Annotated in this window: 23 protein-coding genes, 1 tRNA gene and 1 pseudogene; 14 read left to right on the plus strand and 11 right to left on the minus strand. The window is 37.5% G+C overall.

Annotated features, from left to right (window positions below; all coding sequences use genetic code 11):
• Window positions 1-209 precede the first annotated feature (209 nt).
• Complete coding sequence (locus SOLCA_RS13945; protein ID WP_014681107.1) at window positions 210-761, plus strand: lipid-binding SYLF domain-containing protein; 552 nt, start codon at window positions 210-212, stop codon at window positions 759-761.
• 352 nt (window positions 762-1,113) lie between these two features.
• Here SOLCA_RS13945 and SOLCA_RS13950 read toward each other — a convergent pair whose 3' ends face one another.
• Window positions 1,114-1,578, minus strand: a complete 465-nt coding sequence (locus tag SOLCA_RS13950; protein ID WP_014681108.1) for a hypothetical protein — start codon at window positions 1,576-1,578, stop codon at window positions 1,114-1,116.
• Window positions 1,579-1,845: 267 nt separating this feature from the next.
• Window positions 1,846-1,919, minus strand: a tRNA-Ala gene (locus tag SOLCA_RS13955).
• A 238-nt stretch (window positions 1,920-2,157) separates the two neighbouring features.
• Between SOLCA_RS13955 and SOLCA_RS13960 the strand changes: the two genes are divergently transcribed.
• The 4 genes from SOLCA_RS13960 (at window position 2,158) to SOLCA_RS13975 (ending at window position 6,385) form a co-directional block, all read left to right on the plus strand.
• Entirely contained in the window at window positions 2,158-3,222 is a 1,065-nt protein-coding gene (locus SOLCA_RS13960) for a cyanophycinase (protein ID WP_014681109.1), read from the plus strand.
• A gap of 560 nt (window positions 3,223-3,782) precedes the next feature.
• Window positions 3,783-4,211: a hypothetical protein gene (locus tag SOLCA_RS13965; RefSeq protein WP_014681110.1), complete on the plus strand. Its 429-nt coding sequence runs from the start codon at window positions 3,783-3,785 to the stop codon at window positions 4,209-4,211.
• 112 nt (window positions 4,212-4,323) lie between these two features.
• Window positions 4,324-5,082, plus strand: coding sequence for an SUMF1/EgtB/PvdO family nonheme iron enzyme (locus SOLCA_RS22450; RefSeq protein WP_014681111.1), 759 nt, complete (start codon window positions 4,324-4,326; stop codon window positions 5,080-5,082).
• 85 nt (window positions 5,083-5,167) lie between these two features.
• Window positions 5,168-6,385: a sterol desaturase family protein gene (locus SOLCA_RS13975; RefSeq protein ID WP_014681112.1), complete on the plus strand. Its 1,218-nt coding sequence runs from the start codon at window positions 5,168-5,170 to the stop codon at window positions 6,383-6,385.
• Window positions 6,386-6,860: 475 nt separating this feature from the next.
• Here the strand turns inward: SOLCA_RS13975 and SOLCA_RS13985 are convergent, their stop codons facing one another.
• Window positions 6,861-7,907 (minus strand): bifunctional transcriptional activator/DNA repair enzyme AdaA, encoded by a 1,047-nt coding sequence (locus tag SOLCA_RS13985; RefSeq protein ID WP_014681114.1) that lies wholly within the window; start codon window positions 7,905-7,907, stop codon window positions 6,861-6,863.
• Window positions 7,908-8,145: 238 nt separating this feature from the next.
• Here SOLCA_RS13985 and SOLCA_RS13990 point away from each other — a divergent pair.
• Window positions 8,146-9,604, plus strand: a pseudogene (locus SOLCA_RS13990) (amino acid permease).
• A gap of 1,402 nt (window positions 9,605-11,006) precedes the next feature.
• Here SOLCA_RS13990 and SOLCA_RS22455 read toward each other — a convergent pair.
• Window positions 11,007-12,092 carry a helix-turn-helix domain-containing protein gene (locus SOLCA_RS22455; protein WP_014681115.1) on the minus strand — a complete coding sequence of 362 codons (1,086 nt, stop codon included), beginning with the start codon at window positions 12,090-12,092 and terminating at the stop codon, window positions 11,007-11,009.
• 105 nt (window positions 12,093-12,197) lie between these two features.
• On the opposite strand from SOLCA_RS22455, the gene SOLCA_RS14000 reads away from it, so the two are divergent.
• Entirely contained in the window at window positions 12,198-14,648 is a 2,451-nt protein-coding gene (locus SOLCA_RS14000) for a TonB-dependent receptor (protein ID WP_014681116.1), read from the plus strand.
• A gap of 111 nt (window positions 14,649-14,759) precedes the next feature.
• Entirely contained in the window at window positions 14,760-15,917 is a 1,158-nt protein-coding gene (locus SOLCA_RS14005; RefSeq protein WP_014681117.1) for a PepSY-associated TM helix domain-containing protein, read from the plus strand.
• 134 nt (window positions 15,918-16,051) lie between these two features.
• Here the strand turns inward: SOLCA_RS14005 and SOLCA_RS14010 are convergent, their stop codons facing one another.
• The 7 genes from SOLCA_RS14010 to acs all read right to left on the minus strand — a co-directional run bounded on the left by SOLCA_RS14010 (window position 16,052) and on the right by acs (window position 22,100).
• Window positions 16,052-16,390: a DUF4870 domain-containing protein gene (locus SOLCA_RS14010; protein WP_014681118.1), complete on the minus strand. Its 339-nt coding sequence runs from the start codon at window positions 16,388-16,390 to the stop codon at window positions 16,052-16,054.
• Window positions 16,391-16,496: 106 nt separating this feature from the next.
• Window positions 16,497-17,612 (minus strand): lipid-A-disaccharide synthase, encoded by a 1,116-nt coding sequence (lpxB, locus tag SOLCA_RS14015; protein WP_014681119.1) that lies wholly within the window; start codon window positions 17,610-17,612, stop codon window positions 16,497-16,499.
• A gap of 73 nt (window positions 17,613-17,685) precedes the next feature.
• Entirely contained in the window at window positions 17,686-17,985 is a 300-nt protein-coding gene (locus SOLCA_RS14020; RefSeq protein ID WP_014681120.1) for a hypothetical protein, read from the minus strand.
• Between the two features lie 16 nt (window positions 17,986-18,001).
• Window positions 18,002-18,772: a 5'/3'-nucleotidase SurE gene (gene surE / locus SOLCA_RS14025; protein WP_014681121.1), complete on the minus strand. Its 771-nt coding sequence runs from the start codon at window positions 18,770-18,772 to the stop codon at window positions 18,002-18,004.
• Between the two features lie 193 nt (window positions 18,773-18,965).
• On the minus strand, window positions 18,966-19,118 hold the full coding sequence (locus SOLCA_RS23225) for a lmo0937 family membrane protein (RefSeq protein ID WP_014681122.1): 153 nt from the start codon (window positions 19,116-19,118) through the stop codon (window positions 18,966-18,968).
• Between the two features lie 353 nt (window positions 19,119-19,471).
• Window positions 19,472-19,939: a glucosaminidase domain-containing protein gene (locus SOLCA_RS14030; protein WP_014681123.1), complete on the minus strand. Its 468-nt coding sequence runs from the start codon at window positions 19,937-19,939 to the stop codon at window positions 19,472-19,474.
• 259 nt (window positions 19,940-20,198) lie between these two features.
• On the minus strand, window positions 20,199-22,100 hold the full coding sequence (gene acs, locus SOLCA_RS14035) for an acetate--CoA ligase (protein ID WP_014681124.1): 1,902 nt from the start codon (window positions 22,098-22,100) through the stop codon (window positions 20,199-20,201).
• A 403-nt stretch (window positions 22,101-22,503) separates the two neighbouring features.
• Here acs and rpmB point away from each other — a divergent pair, with 403 nt between their 5' ends.
• The 6 genes from rpmB to SOLCA_RS14060 all read left to right on the plus strand — a co-directional run bounded on the left by rpmB (window position 22,504) and on the right by SOLCA_RS14060 (window position 26,748).
• On the plus strand, window positions 22,504-22,737 hold the full coding sequence (gene rpmB / locus SOLCA_RS14040) for a 50S ribosomal protein L28 (protein WP_014681125.1): 234 nt from the start codon (window positions 22,504-22,506) through the stop codon (window positions 22,735-22,737).
• Between the two features lie 21 nt (window positions 22,738-22,758).
• Complete coding sequence (gene rpmG / locus SOLCA_RS14045) at window positions 22,759-22,941, plus strand: 50S ribosomal protein L33 (protein WP_014681126.1); 183 nt, start codon at window positions 22,759-22,761, stop codon at window positions 22,939-22,941.
• A gap of 79 nt (window positions 22,942-23,020) precedes the next feature.
• Window positions 23,021-23,179 (plus strand): DUF4295 domain-containing protein, encoded by a 159-nt coding sequence (locus SOLCA_RS22915; protein WP_014681127.1) that lies wholly within the window; start codon window positions 23,021-23,023, stop codon window positions 23,177-23,179.
• A gap of 213 nt (window positions 23,180-23,392) precedes the next feature.
• Complete coding sequence (gene ftsY / locus SOLCA_RS14050; RefSeq protein WP_014681128.1) at window positions 23,393-24,367, plus strand: signal recognition particle-docking protein FtsY; 975 nt, start codon at window positions 23,393-23,395, stop codon at window positions 24,365-24,367.
• 84 nt (window positions 24,368-24,451) lie between these two features.
• On the plus strand, window positions 24,452-25,783 hold the full coding sequence (gene rimO / locus SOLCA_RS14055) for a 30S ribosomal protein S12 methylthiotransferase RimO (RefSeq protein WP_014681129.1): 1,332 nt from the start codon (window positions 24,452-24,454) through the stop codon (window positions 25,781-25,783).
• 71 nt (window positions 25,784-25,854) lie between these two features.
• Window positions 25,855-26,748, plus strand: coding sequence for a sterol desaturase family protein (locus SOLCA_RS14060; RefSeq protein WP_014681130.1), 894 nt, complete (start codon window positions 25,855-25,857; stop codon window positions 26,746-26,748).
• The last annotated feature ends 35 nt before the right edge of the window (window positions 26,749-26,783 follow it).

Raw genomic sequence — 26,783 nt, forward strand, 5'->3', positions numbered from 1 at the left:
AACCCCAGCTTACATCATAATGCTCTTTAAAAACATCTTGAGCATCTTTCTAGGAATGAATCATTTGTCAGTTCCAACCTTAACCCTTGGATTATACCCCCATTTCGCAAAACCAATGAAAAGAATAGATGATTTTTTATGTTGGCATCATATATGCGCCTTTTTAATTAAATAAACATTTCTATATCAGCCAATTAAAAACAAACAAAATGAAAAAGAACCTAGTTATCTCACTTGCAAAAGCAATAATGATTTTTTCCTCATTATTATTAATCGCAAATACAGCAGTAGCTCAATCTGACAAGGACAAACAAATAATTGCTGATTGTGACAGCGCCAAGGCAGATTTTCTTCATACGGATGCCTTATTGAAAAGTGTATTTGCTGACGCTTATGGGTATGTGATCCTTCCCAATGTTGGCAAGGGAGCTGTGGGGGTGGGTGGAGCCTCTGGAAATGGTATCGTTTATGAAAAAGGCAAAATTACAGGAAAAGCGAAGATGTCACAGGTAACCATTGGTTTTCAATTTGGCGGACAGGCTTACAGGGAGCTCATATTTTTTGAAAACAAAGAAGCAATGGATCGTTTCAAGGCGAACAAACTTGAATTTTCAGCACAGGCTTCAGCTGTTGCGATCACTGCTGGCGCTTCTGCAGATGCAAAGTATACCAACGGTGTCATGATATTCACCCACACCAAGGGTGGTGCGATGTATGAAGCATCAGTAGGCGGTCAAAAGTTCAAGTATACCTCATTTTAAAAATTGGTGAATACTTGTCGCCATTCGGGTACCGGAAAGGTTCAAAAAAAGATAATTTCATCTTTTAGGTGAATTTTTCGAGAATTCTAACCTTAATAGAAATAAAAAAGATTTGAAATGTTAACAGCTCCGGATGGAGTGAAACTAAACAAAGAATCCGTTTCGTTGGGGTAGTGAGCGAATATGGTAAACAAATTAGAATGGGTTCTAGTCTATTTTGAAGGGAGGGTTTATACTGGAGTGTTGCAATATTTTTAATATCCAGATGAAATTCATTTAAAAGATTCTGATCCTAATCGGTTATTGTAAACCGCAAGTTGGAAGGCAGATTTCCAAATAATGCACTGTGTGGTTAATCCTTATTTGTTTCATAATCCGAAATCAAACTGTTCAACAATTCAACTTCATCTGATGAAATTAAACCCTCTTGTTGATAGGGTACTAATGTATCAATCACAAAATCGTATTCAGTATGATCCTTTATTTTTTTCCTTTTTAAAATTTTAGCGAGCCTATTTTCTCTTCTAAAATCCAGCTTACTTTCATTGATCTTATCCCAAAAAACATTAACAGTGTTTCCATGACCCTCTTGGAAGTAGGTAAACACTTCATATGTCGATTGCTTTAAGCCTGATTTATTTCGAAATCTTTTCTCTGGAGACAATATTTCTGTTTTATATTCTTCATAGACATTAACAAAGTGAGCTAACTGTTTCTCATCAAAACCATCAGGTGGATGCATCTTAAAAGCTTGAATAGCAATATCTATAGCAAGCGCTAATTTATCCGCTTCGCTATCATAATCAAATTTTGTCATTGCTTTTTGTTTATATACAAACAGAGGTTCTAAAGTTGTTGATTCTTAAATAACCTTCAATGAAAAACCTGCATAGTTTATGTTTGAATCTAAACAGCAGTTTTCAAGAATAGAGATATAAAAGATTAAATCAATCTAATGTAGCTACTTGAAGGATATATTTTCATTTTTAATACCTAGTACATGTTGATGACTAATTTATAGATGTGCCTGCCGTGTGTCCCTAAAAATAAAAAACAGCCTTTAAAAGGCTGTTTTCGATGTTTGTGGAGAATACCGGATTCGAACCGGTGACCCCTTGCCTGCCAGGCAAGTACTCTAGCCAACTGAGCTAATTCCCCTTGGTTATGTGTGTTCCCGAATCTTTTAAAAGTAAATTCACCTTCAATCAATTGGGACTGCAAAACTATAATTCCGATTAAATTATCCAAAAAAATCTTGTAAATCTTAACCGATATTAGTCCAAATTACTTACCCATTGAGCTGTTTCAATCGTTAGCAAGACATAAACATCTAATAATCAAGTATTAAAATTTTAAAATAAGAAAATTTCTTATTAGTTTATGTCAATACAATTCTATGAAAAGAAATTATCCTTTACTAAGCATGGCCATACTAGGTGTTGTTGTGCTTACCCATTTTGCCTGTAAAAAAACTACAGAACTAACAGATTTATCCGTTCAACCTTCTGAAAAGGTCTTGGAAGCCTCCTCCAATCCTAAATCGTACTTGACAGGAAATGCTGCTGATGTTACCACCTCTACTACAGGAGGCACTATCCTGATGGGCGGAAGTACAGATGTTGATGCGGCTATGCTGTGGATGTTGAATAAAAGTGGCGGAGGTGATATTGTAATTATCAGAGCCAGCGGTGCCGACGGCTACAATGATTATCTGTTTAACATGGCTCCGGTTAACTCAGTTGAAACATTGCTGATTAATACCCGTGCAAAGGCCAACAACGCTGATGCTGTTCAAAAAATCAGGAATGCAGAAGCATTGTTCATTGCAGGTGGAGATCAATATGATTATGTCAATTATTGGAAGGATACCGGTGTGGAAGATGCGATCAATTACCTAATTAATACCAAACATGTACCTGTTGGAGGCACAAGCGCTGGATGCGCAATTCTGGGAAAATCCTATTTTTCGGCACAGAATGGAACGGTTTATTCAGCTGATGCTTTGGCAAACCCTTATAATACGGCTGTTCAATTAGGCCACAACGATTTTGTTAATCATCCGTACCTAGGTAATACCATCACTGATTCACATTACAATAATCCCGATCGCAGAGGGCGCCACATTACTTTTATGGCTCGCATCATGACCGATTTAGCAGCTACCACTGCAAAGGGTGTAGGTGTTGAAGAGCAAACAGCTGTTTGTATTGATCAAAATGGTATTGCAAAGGTTTTTGGTATCAATAAAGCTTATTTCTTGCAAAATAATAACCTTGGACCAGAAACCTGTGTATCAGGTAGTCCATTAACCTGGAACAGAAGCCAGACTGCCGTAAAATATTATGCAATTCAAGGCTCTTCCACAGGAGCAGGTTCTTTCGATTTTACCAACTGGACGAGCTATTCCGGAGGAACAGCTGGATTTTTCTTTGTGAATAATGGAGTTTTAACTCAAAATTAATATTAGTCCACCCAAATAATTTAGTCGTGCCCTTTTCCATTGCTTCATTGCATTAGCCAGCCTAAAAATGAAGCAATGAAAAGTACGACACTTATGATGAAGAAACTTCTATCATATTAACAACCACTTGGATTGCTTCAACAGTTGAATGGGTTATCCTTCAATTATAATTACAACCATCCTTTTCCTTACTGACTTCCCTCCTCTTTAACTTTTTTTACATTTCTATTTTGATTTTCAAAATCTTTATTATATTTGCCTATATAATCTATAGACTAAGTATTGTTTATGAATTAAATCTATATAATCATGTACAACATCAGCATCCTAAAAACCCAAACATCTAAACGCTACCTCTTTTGCACTACACTAACTTGTATGCAACGCTGCTGTTGCATGTAATTTTTCCACCCCACTTTAGGACTTAACAGTACGCCCTGGTTTCTAATCATTTTTGACTTTAAGTCTTAAACTATTGTGGCATGCCGGAAAACAGATCTTAACTAATAGTTGCACCTACAAACAGCGACATTAACAGAAAACTTAAACAACTTCTGACAATGAAAAAGTTTAAACACTTCATCGCCATATTGGCATTGGCAGGCCTTTGGCAAACTACTGCTGCTCAAACACCATTTTCAGAAAATCAGATTGTAATCACCGGAACACGGTTCACCTATCCATTGGTTGAAAAATGGATATGGGAGTTCAAGCAAGAACATCCCGAAATTGCTATCAAAATAGTTTCAAAAGGAACGAAAGCAGCTGATAGTGCCAACTTTTTTATCAATGCCCATACGTTATCGGTTGATGAAAAGAAAAACAGAGAGTCGGTAGCTATTGCTCGTTACGCACTTCTTCCAGTGGCTAACAGTAAACACAAAGGGCAATCCTATAGTCATCAGTTTGGGTTTGCTGTACTAAATGAAAAGGATCTGATCAGTAATTCCGATACAAATCACCAGAAATCTATTGCTAAACAGGAATAGCCCCCATAGACATTTTGAACGGACGAGGTTAACTTACGCGCTTATCTCATCCTGGTTTCTTCGTCCTTCAGAATGCATTTTATTGATTATTACTGACATACAATCATAGCTCATGATATCAGCACTAACCGAAATTGCATTTACCGAGCCTGGAGAATTTAACTCCGTTTATAATCAGATGATCACTGTACCAGGAGGAAAAATGATCAGGCAAAGTGATGATGGGAGAACCCGTGTGATTTCACTTAATACCTTTCTGATGGATAGGCTTTTGGTAACAGTTAAGGAATTTGATGATTTTGCAAAAACAACAGGATATATCACTGATGCTCAGCGATCAGGAAACGCTGCAGTTTTTGATGCTGAGAACAATGGTTGGCAGATGACCGATGGCGCAACTTATTTTTATCCTAAAGGCTTAGATAAAGAAAAAGCGCCATTAAGTCATCCTGCAACGCAGGTATCATGGCTGGATGCGCAGGCTTATGCTGCTTGGATTGGAAAACAGTTGCCTACCGAAAATGAGTGGGAATGGGCAGCACAAAACGCATCAAATATTTGCCTGCAATACCGATATAATGAAGAGCCAATACCCGACAGTTTAAAAAAACAGTACGTGGAGCTTTTGCCAGCCGGTTCTTTCGGTAAAAATCAGCTTGGCTTCTATGATATGGATGGCACGGTTCGTCAGTGGACCACTACTTCCCTTTTTGTTAAAGACCAACAAGAACTAATTACAAAAGGAGGATTATTTACAGATGATATGCATAACGTCTATCATTACAAACGATTCAATAGTGTTTCAGCTGTAGCTGATCAGGGTTATTCACACATTGGTTTCCGGTGCGTACTAAAATATAAAAGTCTTTAAAGATAAAGGATGCAAACTCCCTCCACTTTAGAGAAAGGTCGGGGATGAGGTAGTTCTTATTCAACAACGAATTAAATTAAACTAAATGGAATCAATAGCGCTTGCACTACCTGTCTTACTGCTAGCAATTGGCATCGAATATTATGTTGCCAGAAGAAAAAAGGTGGATGTTTACAAATTCAAGGATACAATCAGCAACTTGAGTATAGGTATTCTCGACCGGGTGGCTGGTATGTTTACTGCGGGATTCTTTTTCTTTGTCTATGATTACCTGCATAAACAATTTGCTCTATTTACAATTGAGCCGAATTGGATTACCTGGATCCTGTTATTTTTCTTTGTCGACTTTCTGTGGTATTGGTATCACAGGAGCAGTCATGAGATTAATATTTTCTGGGCCGTGCATGTTATCCATCATTCGAGCGAGGAGTTTAACTATTCGGTTGGAACAAGGATTACCATTTTTCAATCGCTTGCACGTTTGCTTTTTTGGGCTTTCTTGCCCATTATTGGTTTCCCTGCATTAATGATCATGCCTGTTTTATTGATACAAGGAGTTTATCCGTTCTTTGTACATACCCGGCTAATTGGCAAATTAGGCTGGATCGAAAAGGTATTGGTAACTCCGTCACATCACAGGGTGCATCATGCTAACAATGAAGAGTACCTGGATAAGAACTATGGTGGTGTGTTTATTTTCTGGGATAAATTATTCGGCACATTTAAAGAAGAAACAAATGAAGTCCATTATGGCTTAACCCATCAATTACATACCCATAGTTTGTTATGGCAGTTTTTTCATTTTTTCCTTGAGCTTTACTATTCGGTTAAGCTAACCCCGGGATTCAGGAATAAACTAGGGGTCCTATTTGGAGGGCCCGAACAGATAGATCCTGCCATTCGCGAAGAACTGGAAGAAATCTTTCTATCACGATCAAGACGCAAGCCGGTTCCTGCTCCCTTTAAAAGATATGTAATTATACAGCTTGCAGCCATTATTGTGGTGTTGATAGGCATGCTATATTTCTATGATAAGTTAGATTGGATCGGAATGAGTGGCACTTCATTGATCATTTTAATTACCCTTATCAACTGCGGCGCGATACTGGAACAAAAGCGATGGGTATTTAACCTGGAGTTTACCCGATTTGTATTAGCGACTTCAATGATCGCCTTGTTTACAAAGCAACCGCTTATCTGGTTAGTGGTAATAACTGCGCTTGAAACAGTGTTGGTCAATTACAGTTCTCTCAGAAATATCTATATGAAAAACCTGATACCAACAAAAAAAATTATCAAATAAAACTACTTAATCTATATGCAATATATTTTACTAAACAAAAAGCATTTACTAATGAGATTACAGGAACTATAGCCTTTATTTCTACCGAAATTGATAAGCTAGGCAACAAAGACTTCATTTATATATAGGTTGGTTACTTCTCAACGGCCGGAGAGACGCTCTGGCCGGGTGAGAAGATTAAAAACAATATCTCATTAGATCAACGATATGCACAAATGCTTTATCCAATTTTTAAATCAAACAAAGAAAAGCAGTGATCTTGTAAAAAATAATTTCAGGAAACTGAAACCTGCACACTTTAAATACAGTCTTACCTATGTAAAAACATCGTTCACTAGAACGTATCTACAAAAAACGTCTATTCCAGCGGAAGTAGAAAATTGGTCAATGTCGTCACGGCTCAAGCCGGGCGACATTTTTTCTGACTATAAGGCATTAGATTTTGAATTAATTGCTAAGAGCTAATGGCTAACAGCTAAGAGCTCCCATTAGCCTTTTCCATATCCAGCAACCATTTCTTTCTCCAAATCCCACCTCCGTAACCTGTTAAATTACCATCCGTACCAATTACTCTATGACAAGGAATAAGGATAGAAATACGGTTCATTCCGTTCGCATTTGCTACTGCACGCACAGCATCCGTTTTTGATAAAGCAATGGCTTGTTCTTTATAGCTTTTGGTAGTCCCGTATGGAATGTTTTGTAACCCGTCCCAAACTGCGTTTTGAAAAGCAGATCCCGGAGTAAACAACTTTACAGTAAAAGATTTGCGCTTGCCTTCAAAATATTCAGTCAATTGCTGCTCTAAATTATCAAAATGCTTATTTTCCCCCTGAATAATTGTGGCATTTAATCTTTTAGATAGTGTTTTAAACTCCGTTTCGAGCATTTTTCTATCTGTAAACTCTAACAGACAAATACCTTCTTTAACAGCGCAGGCATACATGGTACCTAATGGCGTTTCGATTCTTTTCAGGTCGATAATAGTTTGTGCTTTGCTGTTTTTAGGAGATACACCGAAAATATTTTTAAATGAATCATTAAATCCGCTTAAGGATTCATAACCAGATTCAAATGCAGTGGAGGTAACAGCTTCTCCATTTTGTATTTTTTTGAATGCACTATTAATTCTAAACATTCGTTGATAGGCCTGAAAAGTAACTCCATGATTTTTTAAGAACCAGCGTCTTATCTTACTCGGTTCAATACCCAACGCTATCAAATCTTCATCTTTAAATTTCCTGGATGGATCATCAGCTAATCCGTTTAGAATGGCCTTTATTAAATCTGGCGTTTCATTTAGTTTCTCCATTGGATTACAAACTTTACAAGGTCTGTAACCTTTTGAAATAGCCTCTTTAGCGGTGCTGAAAAACTCAACATTTTCTTTTTTCGGTTTTCTGGCAGTGCATGAAGGCCTGCAAAATATTCCCGTTGTTTTTACTGCAGTAAAGAAAATACCTTCAAAAGAAGTGTCTTTATTTACTATAGCATTGTACATAAGATCAATTGAGAGTTGCATAGTTATATAATATCAGTGTTATACTACAAAACTAGCTGCAGGAAGTTAACACCGCAACCGAAAACTTAACAAGTATTTTTTAAAAATGATGAACAAGTAGCCATTTAACATCCTGATCTACTGAACCAACTGCATACTATTTACTGTTCAGCCATTTCTTTTTTGCTAAAATACTTCCTAACTTATACATTTGCCAACCTTGATAAATATATTATCTATATACTAACTATACTAATCCATAATGTATAAAAAACCTTTAGCCTGGCTGCTACAAGAAGCCGGAGAAAGTGATGCTCATTCTTTAAAACGCACTTTAGGCGGGTTCAACCTGATTCTAATTGGTATCGGGATTATCATCGGTGCAGGATTGTTTTCGCTCACCGGAATTGCAGCTGCCAATCATTCCGGACCAGCAGTTACGATCTCGTTTGCCATTGCTGCCGTTGGGTGTGCATTTGCGGCTCTTTGCTATGCTGAATTTGCTTCAATGATTCCTGTTGCCGGTAGTGCCTATACTTACTCGTATGCTACCATGGGTGAGTTTCTGGCCTGGATTATTGGATGGGATCTGGTATTGGAATATTCCGTTGGCGCTGCTACAGTTTCAATCAGCTGGTCGCAGTACCTGGTCAAGTTTTTGGCTTCTTACGATATCCACCTTCCTCCTCAACTAGTCTACTCTCCTTTTGAATCAGTAACAATGGCTACCGGTGAAGTGGTTCATGGTATTATCAATCTGCCTGCTGCTTTAATTGTTGTCCTTATCTCTATCGTTTTGATTCGAGGAACCAAAGGTTCTGCCATAATGAACGCCATTGTGGTTGCCTTAAAAGTGGGTGTAGTATTGGTATTTATTGCTTTGGGATGGCATTACATTCAACCAACAGAATTATGTACCCTATATTCCCAATAATACAGGTACGTTTGGTGAATTTGGCTGGTCGGGGATTATCCGCGGGGCCGGTATTGTTTTCTTTGTTTTTATTGGGTTTGATGCCGTTTCAACAGCGGCTCAGGAAGCGAAAAATCCTAAACGTAATATGCCTATCGGGATCTTAGGCTCATTGATTGTTTGTACCATTTTATTTATGCTTTTTTCGCATGTGATGACCGGAATGGCCAATTACACTGAATTTAAAGGCAGTGCAGCTCCTGTTGCTATCGCCATAGAAAAAACACCGTACAAGTGGTTAAGTCAGGCTATTATTTTAGCCATTTTGATCGGATACACTTCGGTAATCCTGGTTGACTTATTGGCACAATCACGCGTATTCTTCTCCATGAGCAGGGATGGATTATTGCCAAAAGTATTCTCTGAGGTACATACCAAATTCAGAACCCCATGGAAATCAAATATCTTATTTGCAGCTTTTGTTAGTCTTTTCGCTGCATTTGTACCGATTAGGGTTGTTGGTGAGATGACGAGTATAGGAACCTTATTGGCATTTGTAATTGTGTGCGCAGGGGTATTAATCATGCGTAAAACAATGCCAGATGCACCAAGAAATTTCAAAACACCGCTTGTTCCATTAGTGCCAATTTTGGGTATTTTAACCTGTGTAGGTATGATGGTTTTTCTCCCACTAGACACCTGGATTCGTTTATTTGTCTGGATGGCATTGGGAATAATTATCTATTTCTTTTACAGTAGGAAAAATAGTATCGTGAGAAAACATTATGAAAATGAGAAGGGGTAATATCTTAGTAATTTACCCCTAACCCCTAAAGGGGGATTGATTATGTAACTGTAAATATCAAAACCTTTATAACGGGAGGCATGCTAATTCTTCCACCGGATAGTTGCTTCATTGCCGTTGACTTCAGTCATTAGTAATTTACCAAAGGGGGATTGACTATGCAACTGTAAATATCAAAACCTTTATAATGGGAGGCATGCTAATTCTTCCACCGGATAGTTGCTTCATTGCCGTTGACTTCAGTCATTAGTAATTTACCCCTAACCCCTAAAGGGGGATTGATTATGTAACTGTAAATATCAAAACCTTTATAACGAGAGGCATGCTAATTCTTCCACCGGATAGTTGCTTCATTGCCGTTGACTTCAGTCATTAGTAATTTACCAAAGGGGGGATTGACTATGCAACTGTAAATATCAAAACCTTTATAATGGGAGGCATTCTAATTCTTCCACCGGATAGTTGCTTCATTGCCGTTGACTTCAGTCATTAGTAATTTACCCCTAACCCCTAAAGGGGGATTGATTATGTAACTGTAAATATCAAAACCTTTATAACGAGAGGCATGCTAATTCTTCCACCGGATAGTTGCTTCATTGCCGTTGACTTCAGTCATTAGTAATTTACCAAAGGGGGGATTGACTATGCAACTGTAAATATCAAAACCTTTATAATGGGAGGCATTCTAATTCTTCCACCGGATAGTTGCTTCATTGCCGTTGACTTCAATTATTAGTAATTTACCCCTAACCCCTAAAGGGGGATTTACAATGCAACTGTAAATATCAAAACCTTTATAACGAGAGGCATGCTAGTTCTTCCACCGGATAGTTGCTTCATTGCCGTTGACTTCAATTATTAGTAATTTACCCCTAACCCCTAAAGGGGGATTGATTATGTAACTGTAAATATCAAAACCTTTATAACGAGAGGCATGCTAATTCTTCCACCGGATAGTTGCTTCATTGCCGTTGACTTCAGTCATTAGTAATTTACCCCTAACCCCTAAAGGGAGATTTACTATGCAACTGTAAATATCAAAACCTTTATAACGAGAGGCATGCTAATTCTTCCACCGGATAGTTGCTTCATTGCCGTTGACTTCAATTATTAGTAATTTACCCCTAACCCCTAAAGGGAGATTTACTATGTAACTGTAAATATCAAAACCTTTATAACGAGAGGCATGCTAATTCTTCCACCGGATAGTTGCTTCATTGCCGTTGACTTCAGTCATTAGTAATTTACCCCTAACCCCTAAAGGGGGATTGATTATGTAACTGTAAATATCAAAACCTTTATAACGAGAGGCATGCTAATTCTTCCACCGGATAGTTGCTTCATTGCCGTTGACTTCAGTCAACGGATTCTTAAAAACAGTATGTGCATTTTTCAGATTTTATTAACTAACAATAATACTCTCCAAAACAATCAGCTCTCTGATCGCAGAGACACCCAAAAGCCATAATCCAAACAGCAGGCTCAATGGCTGCATAAATAATTTCTTTTTATTTTCACTCGGCACAAAACCATGATAATTTTTAAATGCTGTACTAAAATATGCCGGGTTTTTATATCCCAGTTTGTAGGCGATTTCTCTCACGGAGTAATCTGTTTCATTCAAAAGAATCTGGGCTTTCTCCATCCGTAATTTTACTACATAACAATGAACCGTTGTATTAAACAATTCCTTAAAACCCTTCTTAAGCTTAAATTCATTAAGCGAAACAATTCTAGCCAACTCACACAATGACGGTGGACTAACATAATCCTTTTCAATGATTACCTTCGCTTCTTCCAGCTTTTCATAATCATCTCCTCTAAGCACGCTTTCTGCTAGGTCAACTTCATTTTTTGTTTTAAAGTCTTCCAGTTGCAACACTAAAAGTTCTTTAAGTTTCGCTTCAAGGAATAAGCGTTTTAAACAACCCTCTCTTTTACAATTTCGGATGTCATTAATCACCCATTTCATCTGCGGACTAATGGTTCCGTGTTGTTCAGAAAAATAGCCTGATTTTTTATTACGGATTTTAAGCTCGAAACCTTTATGCAAGCACGAATCATGACTGATCAACTTAAAATAAAGGTCAGTTGAAAGAATTATAGTATAATAATTCACTGCTTGATCAACGGGTAGCGTAACTTTAAATCCGGGTGTATACATCAATGAGTGTGTTCCTGAAGCTATTTTCATTTGGTAATCCGAATCCTCGACAGCTCCAATTGTATTGCCTTCGTAAACAAAATCCATTACAATACAATCACCGATTATTTCATAGGTATCGATTACAGCTTCAGAAAAACACATGTAGGTATCTAAAATAATTAGTCCGTCTGTAACCAGCTGCTTGCTCCTGAACTCCTTCAAAACTGCATGCTCCAAGCACACTTCTACTTCTTGTAAAACACTGTTTACATTATAGTTATCTGGCACTGTTTTATTGCATACCGGCTGATCAAGAATATCAATTTTAGAAACTACCTGCATATATAATCCGTTTTTGTAAAGAAATAATCCGTTTTTCAATAACGCCCTATGGCTGGCCGTCCTACTTTTGCATCCAAAGTTATTTATAATTAGTCTAAAGAAAATATGATAAAACACATTACTCTCTTACTCCTTGCAGTATTATCGCTGCAAACAACGTGGGCCCAATCCACAAACACCTCATTATTAAAAGGTAAAATAACAGGAGATGCTTCAAATAAGGTAGACGTGGCAACTGTAACAATTATAGGAACAAAGTATAAAGCAGTTACTGATGCCGAAGGTTTCTTCGAAATAAAGAACATTCAACCGGGAAATTATACTATTCATATCTCAGCCCTGGGATTTGAACCGTTAAAAGAAAGTATTACCGTTTCAGATAAAGAAACGACTGAAATAAGCTTCACGCTGAAAACCGCGAAAGGCACATTAAATGAAGTTGAAGTATTCGGCATGCGCGACAAACAACCTGAAAAACTGGATGCGATTACTCGTTTACCCTTAAAACCAAAGGATCAAATCCAGTCGATTTCAGTTATTTCTGATAAACTGATTACCCAACAAGGAAACCTGACCGTGATTGATGCTACACGCAACGTAGCCGGTGTTTACACGTATTCACGTTATGGCAATAGTTCTGAAAGCATTTCGTCAAGAGGTTTCCGTGGTATTCCGATCTATAAAAATGGTGTAAGAATGCATTCTGATTTCCGTGGGTTCGGTTTTATTTCAGATATGGGAACTGTTGAAAGTATTCAGGTATTGAAAGGTTCAGCAGCCGTTACAATGGGTGCCGCTACTGACTTAGGTAGTCCAGGTGGGTTGATTAACGTGGTGACCAAAACACCTAAGTTTACCAATAACGGTGTGGTTTCTTTACGTGCCGGAGGGTTCTCTCAATTCCGCCCTACTTTTGATATTCAGGGGTTATTAAACAAAGAGCAAACTTTGGCATTCCGCTTAAACGGTGGTTACGAGAACTCAAGAACCTTTCATAACATTGAGGGTATTGGAACCGAAAAGCTATTCATTAACCCATCATTGGAGTGGCGACCTGACTCTAAAACAGCCATTACTTTCGAGCTAGACTACCTTGATGATAGTCGTTCTTTGGATGTAGGAACCGTAAATATCGACCCTAAAAATATAAGCAATCGAATTTTAGAAATGCCTAAGGATAAGTTCCTAGGTTTTGATACCGACAGACAATTGGCAACTAACACCAATGTTACAGCCCGTTTTAGAAGAGATATTACCGACAATTTATACGTAAGAGGTGCTTTCTATCGCTCTAATTACGATACTGAAGGTTATATGGCCGGATTGAAAGCGGTTAAAACGAATGTAGAAAAAGATATCAATGTTGATCAATTAAACGTTTACAGTCGATCAATTGGCAGCCGTGGCGGTCACCTGGAAAAAAACAATGTATTGCAGTTTGATTTGATTGGAAAAGATATTCAGACAGGTAAGATCAAACATACGTTTCAGGCTGGTTTAGATTACCGAACTTCCTATGTAAAAGACCTTTCTTATGCATCAATTGTGGTGGATACGATTGATGTTTTTCAATCGGTGTCTAACAAATTAAAAAATGGCGTTCCGAGTAATTTCACTAAAACCGGAGAAACCGAATCGAATAACAGAAGTGCGGGATTCACAATTCAGGATGTTGTTCAGTTAACTGCGTGGGCGCGTGTTTACGGCTCGATCCGTTTCAGCACGACTGAAAGTAGTAACCCTGCGGGAACAACTGTGGTACGAGAAAGCTATTGGAACCCACTGGGCGGTGTGATGTTCAGCATCAACAAAAATATTAACCTGTTCGGTTCTTATACTAATAGTACAAATCCAAGAACTGCTCAATATTTAGATATTAACGGCGATCCGTTAGGTAATGAGCGAATTGACCAATTTGAAGCAGGTTTAAAAACGGAATGGTTCAACGAGCGTTTGCGTTTCAACTTCACAGCTTATAAGATCAACAACAAAAATCAAAATATCAGAGCGGCAGTATTAAATCCTGCGACTGGCTTTATTGAGTTACAGAATTATTATTTCAAGGGTGGAAATGATGAGCGGACTGGTATCGAAACTGAAATCACCGGACGTATTTTACCAAACTTAGAAGTAATTGCCGGTTACGCTTATATCAACGCCAAATATAAAGAGCACACGACTTTTGTACCTGGCTCGGCTCCAAATAATACGCCTAAACATACCTTTAATGCGTGGGGTAGCTACACCATTGATCGCGGACCATTAAAGAGTTTAAACTTCAGCGCAGGTATTTATTACTTAGGTGATCGTCCTTACAACGATTGGACTCAAGCCAATGCTGAGTTCCACGGTATAACTCCAAACCAAGAGCCTTGGAATAATAAGGCTTACACGGTGGTAAATGTTCAGTTGGGTTACGAGTTCACTAAAAACTGGAGTTCAAGGGTATTTGTAAACAATGTGTTTGATGCAATTGGTTACGATGCTTACCGTACCAGCTACATCGACAGAATTGACCCTAGAAATGTTTCGGTTTCGGTTTCTTATCGTTTCTAACAATCAAAAAGACTTTTAAGCACTAATTAACATATAGTTTTCGTAAGTCGTGAACGGTCTTTTAATCAAGACCGTTCTTTTACGTTTTATAAAATCTATTCACTATTGATAATGAAATACACTTTTAAGAAGTTTATTAACGATGTTCATCTCTGGCTCGGCATTGCCAGCGGATTGATCTTATTTGTTGTTTGTTTAACCGGAACGATTTACACGTTTGAAGCTGAAGTTGATGAATTTTTCAACGCTGAAAAGTTTGAAGCAGCTTATACCTACGGAGCAAAACCTTTACCTGCGGAAGAACTTGTTTCGATTCTGACGGCAAAGCATGAAGGTAAACTCACTGCTATTAATATTCCTGAGGATAAAACCAGAACCTACACAATTAGCTTAAAAAAGTCAGAAAAAGAACGTCGTGGAACACCTTATTACATTGATCAGTATACAGGTGAAATAAAAGGAACAGCGAAAAGTAAAACAGGTGATTTTTTCTTGGTTGTCATGCGCATGCATCGCTGGTTGCTGTTGGATGACAGTGGAGGCCGGATTATCGTGGGAGTTTCAACCATTATTTTTGTTGTGCTGGTTATTTCAGGTTTAGTACTTTGGTGGCCATCTAAACTTCGCTTATGGAAACAAGGTCTGAAGATAAAAATGAGCGGTAATTGGAAACGGACCAATCACGATCTGCATAATACGTTGGGGTTCTATTCATTTATCCTATTGTTGATCATGTCGCTCACCGGACTTTGTTGGTCGTTCGACTGGTATAGAAATGGGTTGAGTACTGTGCTGGGTGATGAAATATTTAAAGGTCGAAAAGAAAAGCCAATGATCTCTATTGCCCCATCTCCCGATGCTAAAATTATAACCGTTGAAAAGATCATCGCAGCCACTGATAAAGAACTTCCCTATAAAGCCGATTATCAGATTTCTTTCACCAAAGATTCAGCTGCTATTGTAGTTTATAAAACCAAAATGGGATTTTTCGCGCTGGCTGCCTCGGATAAAATTCAGCTGGATAAATACAATGGGAAAACTTTAAAAGTGGAACGCTTTGAGGACAAAAAATTCAATGAGCAAATAGCTGCCTCGATCCGTCCGCTACATACAGGTGAGATATTCGGGACGTTTTCGAAAATATTGTATTTTATTTCTTGTTTAATTGCTACCAGTTTGCCTATTACGGGTACTATTATCTGGTTAAATAAACTGAAGAAGAAACCGGCGAAAACAGCAAAGAAAACAGTGGTAAGTGTGGAGGGCTAATGAGGTGAATCACCCCTAGCCCCTAAAGGGGAATAACTTAGAAACTGCCAATAATTTAAGTCCTCTAAAGGGATTAATAAAGACGGGCCTTGGAACAAAATTCCAAGACTCGTCCTTATTAGTTAAATCAATATCTATTTCAGAAACTGAATCGTCAGTGGATATTTGTAAAATTCTCCATTAGCCGCCTTTACAGCCCCTATTATTGGAAAAATTACAGTAAGTAAGGCAATTACAAATAAGAAACCGATTCCAATCAATAAAATAATCAGAATGGAAGAAATGATCGCATAAATAGCAAAGCTGATCTGAAAATTCATAATTTCCTTTCCATGATCTTCCAAACCAATAATCTCATCTTTCTTCATTTGCCATAGTAAAAGAGGTGCTAGTAATCCTCCAAATGGAAATACAAAATGAGCTAACTGACTTAAGTGAGTTAACATCAGAAATTGGTTATCAGTCTTTTGCATAGTTTATGTTTTTTTTAGCTTATAGCTATTAGGTATTAGCATTGATATTTTTAGCAACTTGTTCATACCAAAAGCTAATAGATAATAGATAACTGCTAATAGATAGCTATTGATCCATTTCCAAATAATCAATGATCAGTTTAGCAGTTCGTTCTGAAGCTCCGGGTTCCCCCATTAAGCTATGAAGTTCTGCATAATTTTGCAACATTTTACTTCTATAAGTAACATCGTTTAAAATTAAATCCAATTCAGCGTTTAAAGCCTTCTCATTACAATCATCCTGGATCAATTCTTTAACCACTGTTTTTTCTGCAATAAGGTTTACCAAGGAGATATACTTGATTTTCACCAGCAATTTAGCAATGGCAATACTTAAGGGATTACCTTTATACACCACCACTTGAGGAACATTTAACAAGGCCGTTTCTAACGTTGCGGTTCCGGAAGCAACAATGGCAGCTTCTGAATTTTTAAGCAAGTCATATGTTTGGTTAAAAACAACAGGAACGTTGGCTCCATGCTTATACTGATCATAATAATCAGCAGTAAATGTTGGTGCCCCTGCAATTACAAATTGGTTCTCCGGAAAATGATCGATCATTTTTATCATTTCCGGCAACAAACGTTCAATCTCTTGTTTACGACTACCCGGCAATAATGCAACTATCGGACGGTCGTCAAGGTTGTTCTGTGATTTAAAGTCCGTATTAAATGAATAATTTGAAATAGCATCCAATAGTGGGTTTCCAACATAATCTACCTTCATCCCCCATTTGTCGTAAAAGGATACTTCAAATGGTAAAATGCAAAACATGTGATCAACTACTTTCTTGATTTTCAGTACTCGTTTTTGATTCCATGCCCACACTTTAGGTGAGATGTAATAATATACTTTAATACCATTCCGTTTTGCAAACTCCGCTATTTTAAGGTTAAATCCCGGAAAGTCTACTAAAATCAATGCATCCGGACGGTTTTCCAACAGGTCATGTTTACAATCCGAAAGATTGCTTAAAATTTTGCGAAGGTTAACAACCACTTCCACAAAACCCATGAATGCCATTTCCTTATAATGCTTGCGAATATTCTCGCTTTCATGTAACATTAGATCACCACCCCAAAACCTGAATTCAGCATTTGAATCATCATCTTTTAATGCTTTCATTAGGTTAGAGCCATGCAAATCACCGGAAGCCTCTCCAGCTATGATATAGTATTTCATTCGAACAAAATGAATTGATTCAGCATCAAAAGAGATGCTGAAGATTGATTATTCTTTTCCTTAGACAGCTGTTTTATTTCTTGATAAAAAACACTGCTAACACCACAATAAAGGATACAAGGAAAACTCCCTTTCCAGTATTATTTATTTCCTTTTTAAAGTAATAACGAACAAGAAAGAGATTTACTATAAGTCCCAACAAGTATACTTTTGAATCGCTAAGTCCCATTTTGTCGCCAAGACGAAAACTCTCTACTAAAACACAGGTGATAGCAGGCGAAATAATGCCTAAAAATACGCCTAACAAGAAGCTATCTTTCTTAAAAATCCCCGAAGGTTTATGATCTGAAGGCAATTGAATATTCTCACTCATACTAACAATCTAATTCTTATAAGTTAAAATTCCAATTTTTTAATGTAGGAATTGCATTGTATGATGTGAAGTCAAAATGCACAGGCACTACTGAAGCATAACCTTCATTTAGCGCATACTCGTCGGTATCTTCTCCCTTATCATTCAACAGGAATTTACCTGTGAGCCAGAAATATGGACGGCCGTGCGGATCTACTCGTTCATCAAACTCTTCGCTCCACTTAGCAATTGCCTGACGACAAACCTTTAGCCCTTTAATCTTGTGACCTACCGGGAAGTTAACATTTAACAAGGTACCCAAAGGCAAACCATTTGCCAGTACTTCTTTAGCAATAGCGCTTACAAATGGACGCGTAGCACTAAAATCTGCATCTTGCTTGAAGTCACCCAATGAAAATCCTACCGACGGAATTCCTTCAATGGCCCCCTCCATCGCAGCCGACATGGTTCCTGAGTAAATAACGTTTATTGATGAGTTAAAACCGTGATTAATGCCCGAAACCAGTAGGTCTGGTTTTTTATGCAGCACTTTGTTAACAGCGAGTTTCACGCAATCTACCGGCGTTCCGGAACATTGATACATTTCTACTCCATCATAAACATCCACTTTATCTAAGCGAAGTGGCTTGGCAATGGTTACTGCATGCCCCATCCCCGACTGAGGACTATCAGGAGCTACTACTACAATGTCTCCCAATTCACCCATCAATTCAATCAGCACTTTTATACCCGGTGCTGTAATTCCATCATCATTTGTTATTAATATAGAGGGTCTGTGCTTGGTCATTCTTTTCTTTTTAATGTCACGAAAATAAGGATAATTGGATTGTTATAGCTGACAAAAAACAATAACGAAACAATTCCGTTTTGTCTCGCTAAAACAAATTAGTAAACATAGAAAAGGGCTCTACGGAGCCCTAATAAACCAAGAGTATAATTATAAAGAATGTTCTTTTTAATTATCTAAATAATATAAGCTATTAAATGCTTCGTCCTCTGATAATATTTAATAATATAGCCACAACCGCTAATACTAGTAAAATATGAATCAAACCACCGGCCGAATAAACAAAGAATCCCAGTATCCACCCGATTACCAGAATTACTGCCACGAGATATAATAAACTGTTCATATATTTTGCTTTAAGTGAAATAAAATATCATTTCATATAATGAAATAATAATGCCATCTGTAAATAACTGTTATTTATAGCTTTTTAACCTGTTACCGCTCATGAGCAACTATAAACCACACTAATCATGAGAAATTTATTCCCCATTATTATTAAATGTAATTTAAATCGCCCTTAAACTCAGGGCAAGAGAATAGCTATAATCTAATCGATATTATAAAAAACTATTGTAAATAAGAAGAAAGTAATGAAGAGTAACGCTAATTAAGATTCTAGCATAAGCGATTTTTTCAGAAACGTATATAAATAATAAAGAAAAAGGAATTCCGTGGTTTTTGAAAAATAATCCAGTCTTATTTTGCTAAATTGTATTTCTTAATAACTGTAGTAACCTTCTTTTTCCAAGTTGCTGGTTGAGTTGAATAACCCGTTTTACTTATAGCATCCACCCACTTCGCATAGTTCTTACTTCCTTTCATTTTTTTATAGAACGATTTACGGGTGATAACTTTACAAAAGTCGATATACGAGGCATTAACTGTTGGATACTGTTTATACTTCGTATATATCCCTTTTTTTCTTAAATTATTCTTACCTGCAATGCCGAAGTGATTTTTCAGTAGCTTACTGTTACGATTCTGTCCTGACGAAGATTCCACAACTGCAACTCCCAAGATAACAGAAGAGGGAATTCCATATTTAACTGAAAGTGATCTGGCTGTGCTTTTGTACTTATTTATGTATGTCTTTTGTCCAAAACTTAGGGAACTAATGGATAAAAAAAGACATACAACTACAACTTTTAAAACTGTACTTCTCAAAATATTAGTTTATGGGAGATAGATGATTCAACCTGCACGATTTCACTCTACGTTGATTTTTCTTAAAAGAAAAAAATCTATCAGTTAGTATATTTTATTGCGCAAAGTTATTCAAACTTCCCTTAAAACAAACAACTTGTTCAATTTGTGACAATTACCGAATGGTTTTCCGTTTTGGAATAAAATTAACAACAGACGCAAAGGACATAAAAAAGGCAGCCAAATCAACGGCTGCCTTTTCGTATTTTATAAATGTGTATTACATGATAACACCTGCTTTTATTTCGTCTACTACTGCAGGGTCTAATAATGTTGAAGTATCACCCACGTTGGCTAGATCTCCTTCAGCAACCTTACGTAAGATTCGACGCATAATTTTGCCTGAACGAGTTTTAGGTAATCCACTTACAAATTGAATTTTATCAGGTTTTGCAATCGGGCCGATAATGCGCGAAACTGTCATCAAAATATCCTGTTTCATCAGGTTAGGATCTGCCGGTGATTTTTCAGTGATAACATAAGCATAAATACCTTGTCCTTTGATATCATGAGGGAAACCTACAACCGCCGATTCAACAACACCTGTATGCATATTAATTGCATTTTCAACTTCTGCAGTACCAATACGGTGACCAGAAACGTTAATTACATCGTCTACACGGCCGGTGATTCTGTAATAACCGTCTTTATCACGTAAACATCCGTCGCCTGTAAAATACATATTATCATAGGTTGCGAAATAGGTCTTACGGCAACGCTCATGATCTCCATAAGTGGTACGGATCATACCTGGCCAAGGGAATTTAATACATAAATTTCCTGAAACCCCGTTTCCTTCAATGATGGCACCTTTTTCATCTACCAAGCATGGTTGAACGCCCGGTAAAGGCAAGGTTGCATACCCAGGTTTTAATGGAGTTATATTGGCAATCGGCGAAATTAAAATACCGCCGGTTTCTGTTTGCCACCAGGTATCAACAATCGGACAACGACCTTTGCCAATATGTTCGTGGAACCAGTGCCATGCCTCTTCGTTGATTGGCTCACCTACCGAACCTAATTTTGTTAATGAAGAAAGGTCTTTTTTCTCCACATATTTAAGTCCTGAAGCCATTAATGAACGAATAGCCGTTGGAGCTGTGTACAAAGTAGTTACACGGTGTTTCTGAACAATGTCCCAGAAACGTCCCGGATCTGGCCAGGTTGGTATGCCTTCAAACATTACCGAAGTAGCACCCGACAATAACGGACCATATACAATATAAGAGTGGCCTGTTATCCAGCCAATATCGGCAGTACAGAAAAATATTTCGGGCTGCTCATACTGGAATACATTTTCAAATGTATACTGGGCAAATACCATATATCCGCCACACGTATGAAGAACACCTTTAGGCTTTCCTGTTGACCCTGATGTATATAATATAAATAAGGTATCCTCTGCATCCATTGGTTCTGCAGGACAATCAGCACCTACAGTAGCCTGTTCTTCCTCCCACCAATAATCGCGCCCACGAAGCATGTAAACCGGCGTTTTAGTTTTAGTGAAAACGATTACCTTTTTAACAGAAGGGCAAAGTTCCAAGGCATCATCCATTACAGATTTTAATGGAATCTCTTTATTACCACGAACTCCTCCATCTGCAGTAATGACCAAAGAAGACTGTGCATCCTGAATACGATCGGCAATTGAATGAGCAGAAAATCCACCGAATACAACAGAGTGAATTGCTCCAATACGCGCACATGCTAAAACAGCAATAGCTAATTCGGGGATCATTGGCATATAAATACAAATGCGATCCCCCTTTTTAGCTCCATGCTTTTTTAAAACGTTGGCAAAACGGCAAACTTTCTCATGAAGCTCACGGTAAGTATATTTTATTGTTGGATCATTCGGATTATTAGGCTCCCAGATATAAGCTATCGTGTTCGCATTTTTTTCCAAATGACGATCCAGACAGTTCTCAGTAATATTTAGTTTGCCACCCACAAACCATTTAACATTTGGCTCGGTAAAGTTCCAGTCCAGAACTTTATCCCATTTTTTTTGCCAGCGAAAAGTTCCGGCAATATCCGCCCAAAAACCTTCAGGATCATCCACACTTCGCTTGTAAATTTCCTGGTATTCTTCAAACGAATTGATTTTAAAGCTACTCATAAAAACAGAAATTAGGTTGTGATTTTTCTAATCTTCACAATATTATTTTACGACAATAAAAGTATACGCAATAATATATTATCAATTCCTAAAAGTAAAAAGAAATTCCATTTATATTTAAACTCCATATTAAAGTTACCTATAAAATGGTTGTGTATCTTATTATAAATATAGCTAAACCTTGCCTGTTCAGGAATTGGCACATTTCAAAAAATGGGTTTGACTGTAAGTGAAAGATTTGTATCTTTGCCCTTTCAAAAAAGGGGCTGAATCGGTTTTTATGGAGGCACAGGATGATTTCAACTAATAATTGAAATTCATTTTGTTGTTTTGATAAATAATTCCGATATTTGCAACCCATTTAATAAAAGACTAATAATTAGCATAATAATACTTTAGAGCAATGTCGAGAGTTTGTGATTTAACCGGAAAAAGCGCCATGAACGGTCACAACGTTTCTAACTCAAACGTTAAAACCAAGCGCAAATTCTATCCTAACCTTCAGTTGAAGAAATTTTATATTCCAGAAGAAGATCGTTGGATTACCTTGAAAGTGTCAACTTCTGCAATTAAAACTATTAACAAAAACGGAATTTCATCTTGTATTCAGAAATTCTTGAAAAAAGGTTACATATAAGATTTTAAAAGAATTTAGGCGATGGCTAAAAAAGGAAACAGAGTACAGGTTATTCTTGAGTGCACAGAGCACAAAGAAAGTGGTATGCCTGGTACTTCAAGATATATTACCACCAAGAACAAGAAAAACACAACTGAGCGTTTAGAATTGAAAAAATTCAATAACATCTTACGTCGTGTTACTGTTCACAAAGAAATTAAGTAATTTCAGTTAACGTTTTAAGGTTTTTGTTGTGATAACAAACTACCTGACAACAGATTACTAACAAAAAGAATTTAAAAAAATGGCTAAGAAAGTAGTTGCAACCCTCAAAACCGGTACAGGTAAAGAATATTCAAAAGTAATTACCATGGTAAGATCACCAAAAACCGGTGCATACAGCTTTAAAGAAGTGGTAGTTCACAACGACCACGTTAAAGACATTATCGCTAACGCTAAATAATATAGCATAAAGTATAATATGGAGCTTCTTTCTACGGAAAGAAGCTTTTTTAGTTTATTAGTAGTCTTAAAGAAAAGTACCGGACGGGAATTATGGATTATCCTGGCTTAATTAATGTTCTGTTAACAGCTATTCTCCTACTCTCTCATTCATTTATCCTATCTTTGCAGATATTTCAATAAACGCGATACAAACCACTGAAAATTACATATAATGGGATTATTTGATTTTTTCAAACGCTCAAAACCTGAAGAAGTAAAAGCCGAGCAGGAAGCTTTAGATAAGGGTTTGGAGAAAACTAAGGAGAACGTTTTCTCTAAACTTACCAAAATGATTGCCGGTAAGTCAACCGTTGATGATGATGTGCTTGATGAACTGGAAGAAATTTTAGTAACATCTGATGTTGGTGTTTCTACCACGCTTAAAATTATTGAACGTATTGAAGACCGTGTTGCCCGCGATAAATATTTAGGCACTTCTGAACTGAATGCTATTCTTCGTGAGGAAATTACCGGATTACTTGAAGAAAACAATTCTGCTGATTTTGATAAATTAAACATCAACGATAATGCCCGCCCTTATGTGATTATGGTTGTTGGTGTAAATGGTGTTGGCAAAACTACCACTATCGGTAAACTGGCGCATAAATTTAAACAGTCAGGAAAAAAGGTTGTTCTGGGAGCTGCCGATACTTTTCGCGCTGCTGCTGTTGACCAACTACATATATGGGGCGACCGAGTAGGGGTACGTGTGGTTTCGCAACAAATGGGTTCAGACCCTGCTTCTGTTGCTTACGACACCTTACAGTCGGCTGTGGCAAATGGAGAAGACGTAGCTATTATTGATACTGCCGGACGTTTACATAATAAAGTGGGTTTAATGAACGAATTAACGAAGATCAAAAATGTAATGCAAAAGGTTGTTCCCGATGCACCGCATGAGATCCTGTTGGTTCTAGACGCTTCAACCGGACAAAACGCAATTGAACAATGTAAACAGTTTACGCAAGCAACTGATGTTAACGCATTAGCGCTAACCAAGCTAGATGGAACTGCAAAAGGTGGCGTTGTGATAGGAATTTCGGATCAGTTTAAAATCCCAGTAAAATATATAGGCGTAGGTGAAGGTATAAACGATCTGCAACTCTTCAATAAAGTTGAGTTTGTGAATTCTTTATTCAAGAATTAAATAATTACGAGTTAAGAGTTACGAGTTGGTCAGATGTAGATTGGTTAACCCGTAACCCGCAACTCGGAACCCGTAATTATGCACATGAGAACAAAATCATTAAAATCTGAAATTAAAGCACAACCCAAAGTAAATGTAATTACCCTTGGTTGTTCTAAAAATATTGTGGATTCTGAAGTGTTGATGGGCCAGCTGAAAGGCAATAGCTTTGATGTAGTTCACGAATCAGAAAAAGTGGGTAAGGATGATATCGTTATCATAAATACTTGTGGTTTTATTGATAATGCCAAACAGGAATCTATTGATACCATTTTGCAGTTCAGTGACCTGAAAGAAAAAGGCAAAGTTGGCAAGGTGATCGTTACCGGGTGTTTATCAGAACGATACAAACCTGAGCTGGAAGCTGAAATTACAAACGTTGATGCCTTTTATGGCACAAATGATTTGAAGCAAATGCTTAGCAACTTAGGTGCTGATTACAAGCATGAGCTGATAGGAGAACGTTTGCTTACTACTCCAAAACACTTTGCGTTCTTTAAAATTGCTGAAGGCTGTAACCGCCCTTGTTCATTCTGTGCTATTCCTTTAATGCGTGGTATGCACGTATCGAAGCCAATTGATGAATTGGTGAAAGAAGCGAAAACACTAGCAAAAAATGGAACGAAAGAGCTGGTTCTAATAGCTCAGGATCTTACCTATTACGGCCTCGACCTCTACAACGAGCGTAAGCTGGCTGATTTACTTCGTAATTTATCCGATGTAAATGGTATTGAATGGATCCGCTTACAATATGCCTATCCTTCACAGTTCCCGATGGACATACTTGATGTGATGAATGAACGCGAAAACATTTGTAACTATCTTGATATGCCTCTTCAGCACATTACCGATAACATGTTGAAGTCGATGCGCAGGGGAATATCTAAGCGCAGAACCATTGAGTTGGTAGATCAAATTCGCCAGCGTGTACCTGATATTGCATTACGTACCACATTGATCTCTGGTTACCCTGGTGAAACACAACAAGACCATGATGAATTATTGGCTTTTGTTGAGCAAACTCGTTTCGACCGTTTAGGTGTTTTCACCTACTCCCATGAAGAGAAAACTCATGCCCATACGCTGGAAGATGATGTAAATGAGGAAGTTAAACAAGAACGACTGGAGGAGATCATGGATATTCAACAAGGTATATCTTTTGAAAAAAACCAGGAACGTCTCAATAAAACTTATAAAGTTTTAATTGATAAAAAAGACGGAGACTATTTCGTTGGTCGTACAGAGTATGATTCACCGGAAGTAGATAATGAAGTTTTGATAGATGCTCGTGAACATTATGTTACTGTTGGCGATTTCTGCAAAGTTAAAATTGATCGCGCAGAAGACTTCGATCTCTACGGAACTCCTGTAAAATAATTGTTAATATTAAGCCGGACGGAAACTTTCGCCGGCTTTTTTGTTTCCATACATTGTAACTTTGTACAATTATGGTAACTCTTTCTCGTGGCAACCTGCTAATAACAGTTGTTGTGCTTACTTTCACCATAACGTTGGTGGAAATGATTTTTAGCTATAAAGAAAATAAACACCTTTACAAGACCAAAGACACACTTACTAATATTTACTTTGCTGTATGTGCCTTTATTGTCAATCTGAGTGTAAAAGCCGCAACATTTTTCGTTCTCAATTTTTTCTACGGTTTTCATCTCTTTAAAATCGAAAACGTATGGGTGTATTGGATCGTTTTATTCGTGGCTCAAGACTTTCTATACTGGCTGCTACATTATGTGTGTCACTATAGCAGGGTTTTCTGGGCAGCCCACATCACTCACCATTCGTCGGATTATTTTAACCTTACCACCGGGTTTCGATCATCGGTATTAGAACCCGTCTACCGTGTATTCTTCTATGTTCCATTGGCATTTATGGGTTTTAGCGCTATTGACATCTTGTTTATGTACCTGATTACCCAAACCTGGGGTAACCTGGTTCATACGCAAACCATTAAAAAACTCCATCCGATTATTGAGTATATTATGGTAACACCTTCACATCATCGTGTTCATCATGCATCAAACCTTATCTACCTCGATAAGAATATGGGCATGGTGTTCATTATCTGGGATCGGCTATTCGGAACATTCCAGGAAGAACTCGATCAAGAGGAATTACGATTCGGCATCACTAAAAAACCCGATGAACAAGGTCCTGTGGATCTGATCTTTCATGAGTTTTCAGCTATTCAAAAAGACATAAAAAAAAGTACTTCATTTGTCGATAAGCTTAAGTATATTTTTTATCCTCCAGGATGGAGTCACGACAACAGTACGCAGATCGCATCTGTCATGCAGAAAGAATATTGGCAAAATAAAGTCAACTGATCAACAACTATTTAGTATTTTCGGGCCTGTCTAAG

Origin of the sequence: Solitalea canadensis DSM 3403 (genome assembly GCF_000242635.2) — a bacterium.
GTDB classification, from domain to species: Bacteria; Bacteroidota; Bacteroidia; order Sphingobacteriales; family Sphingobacteriaceae; genus Solitalea; species Solitalea canadensis.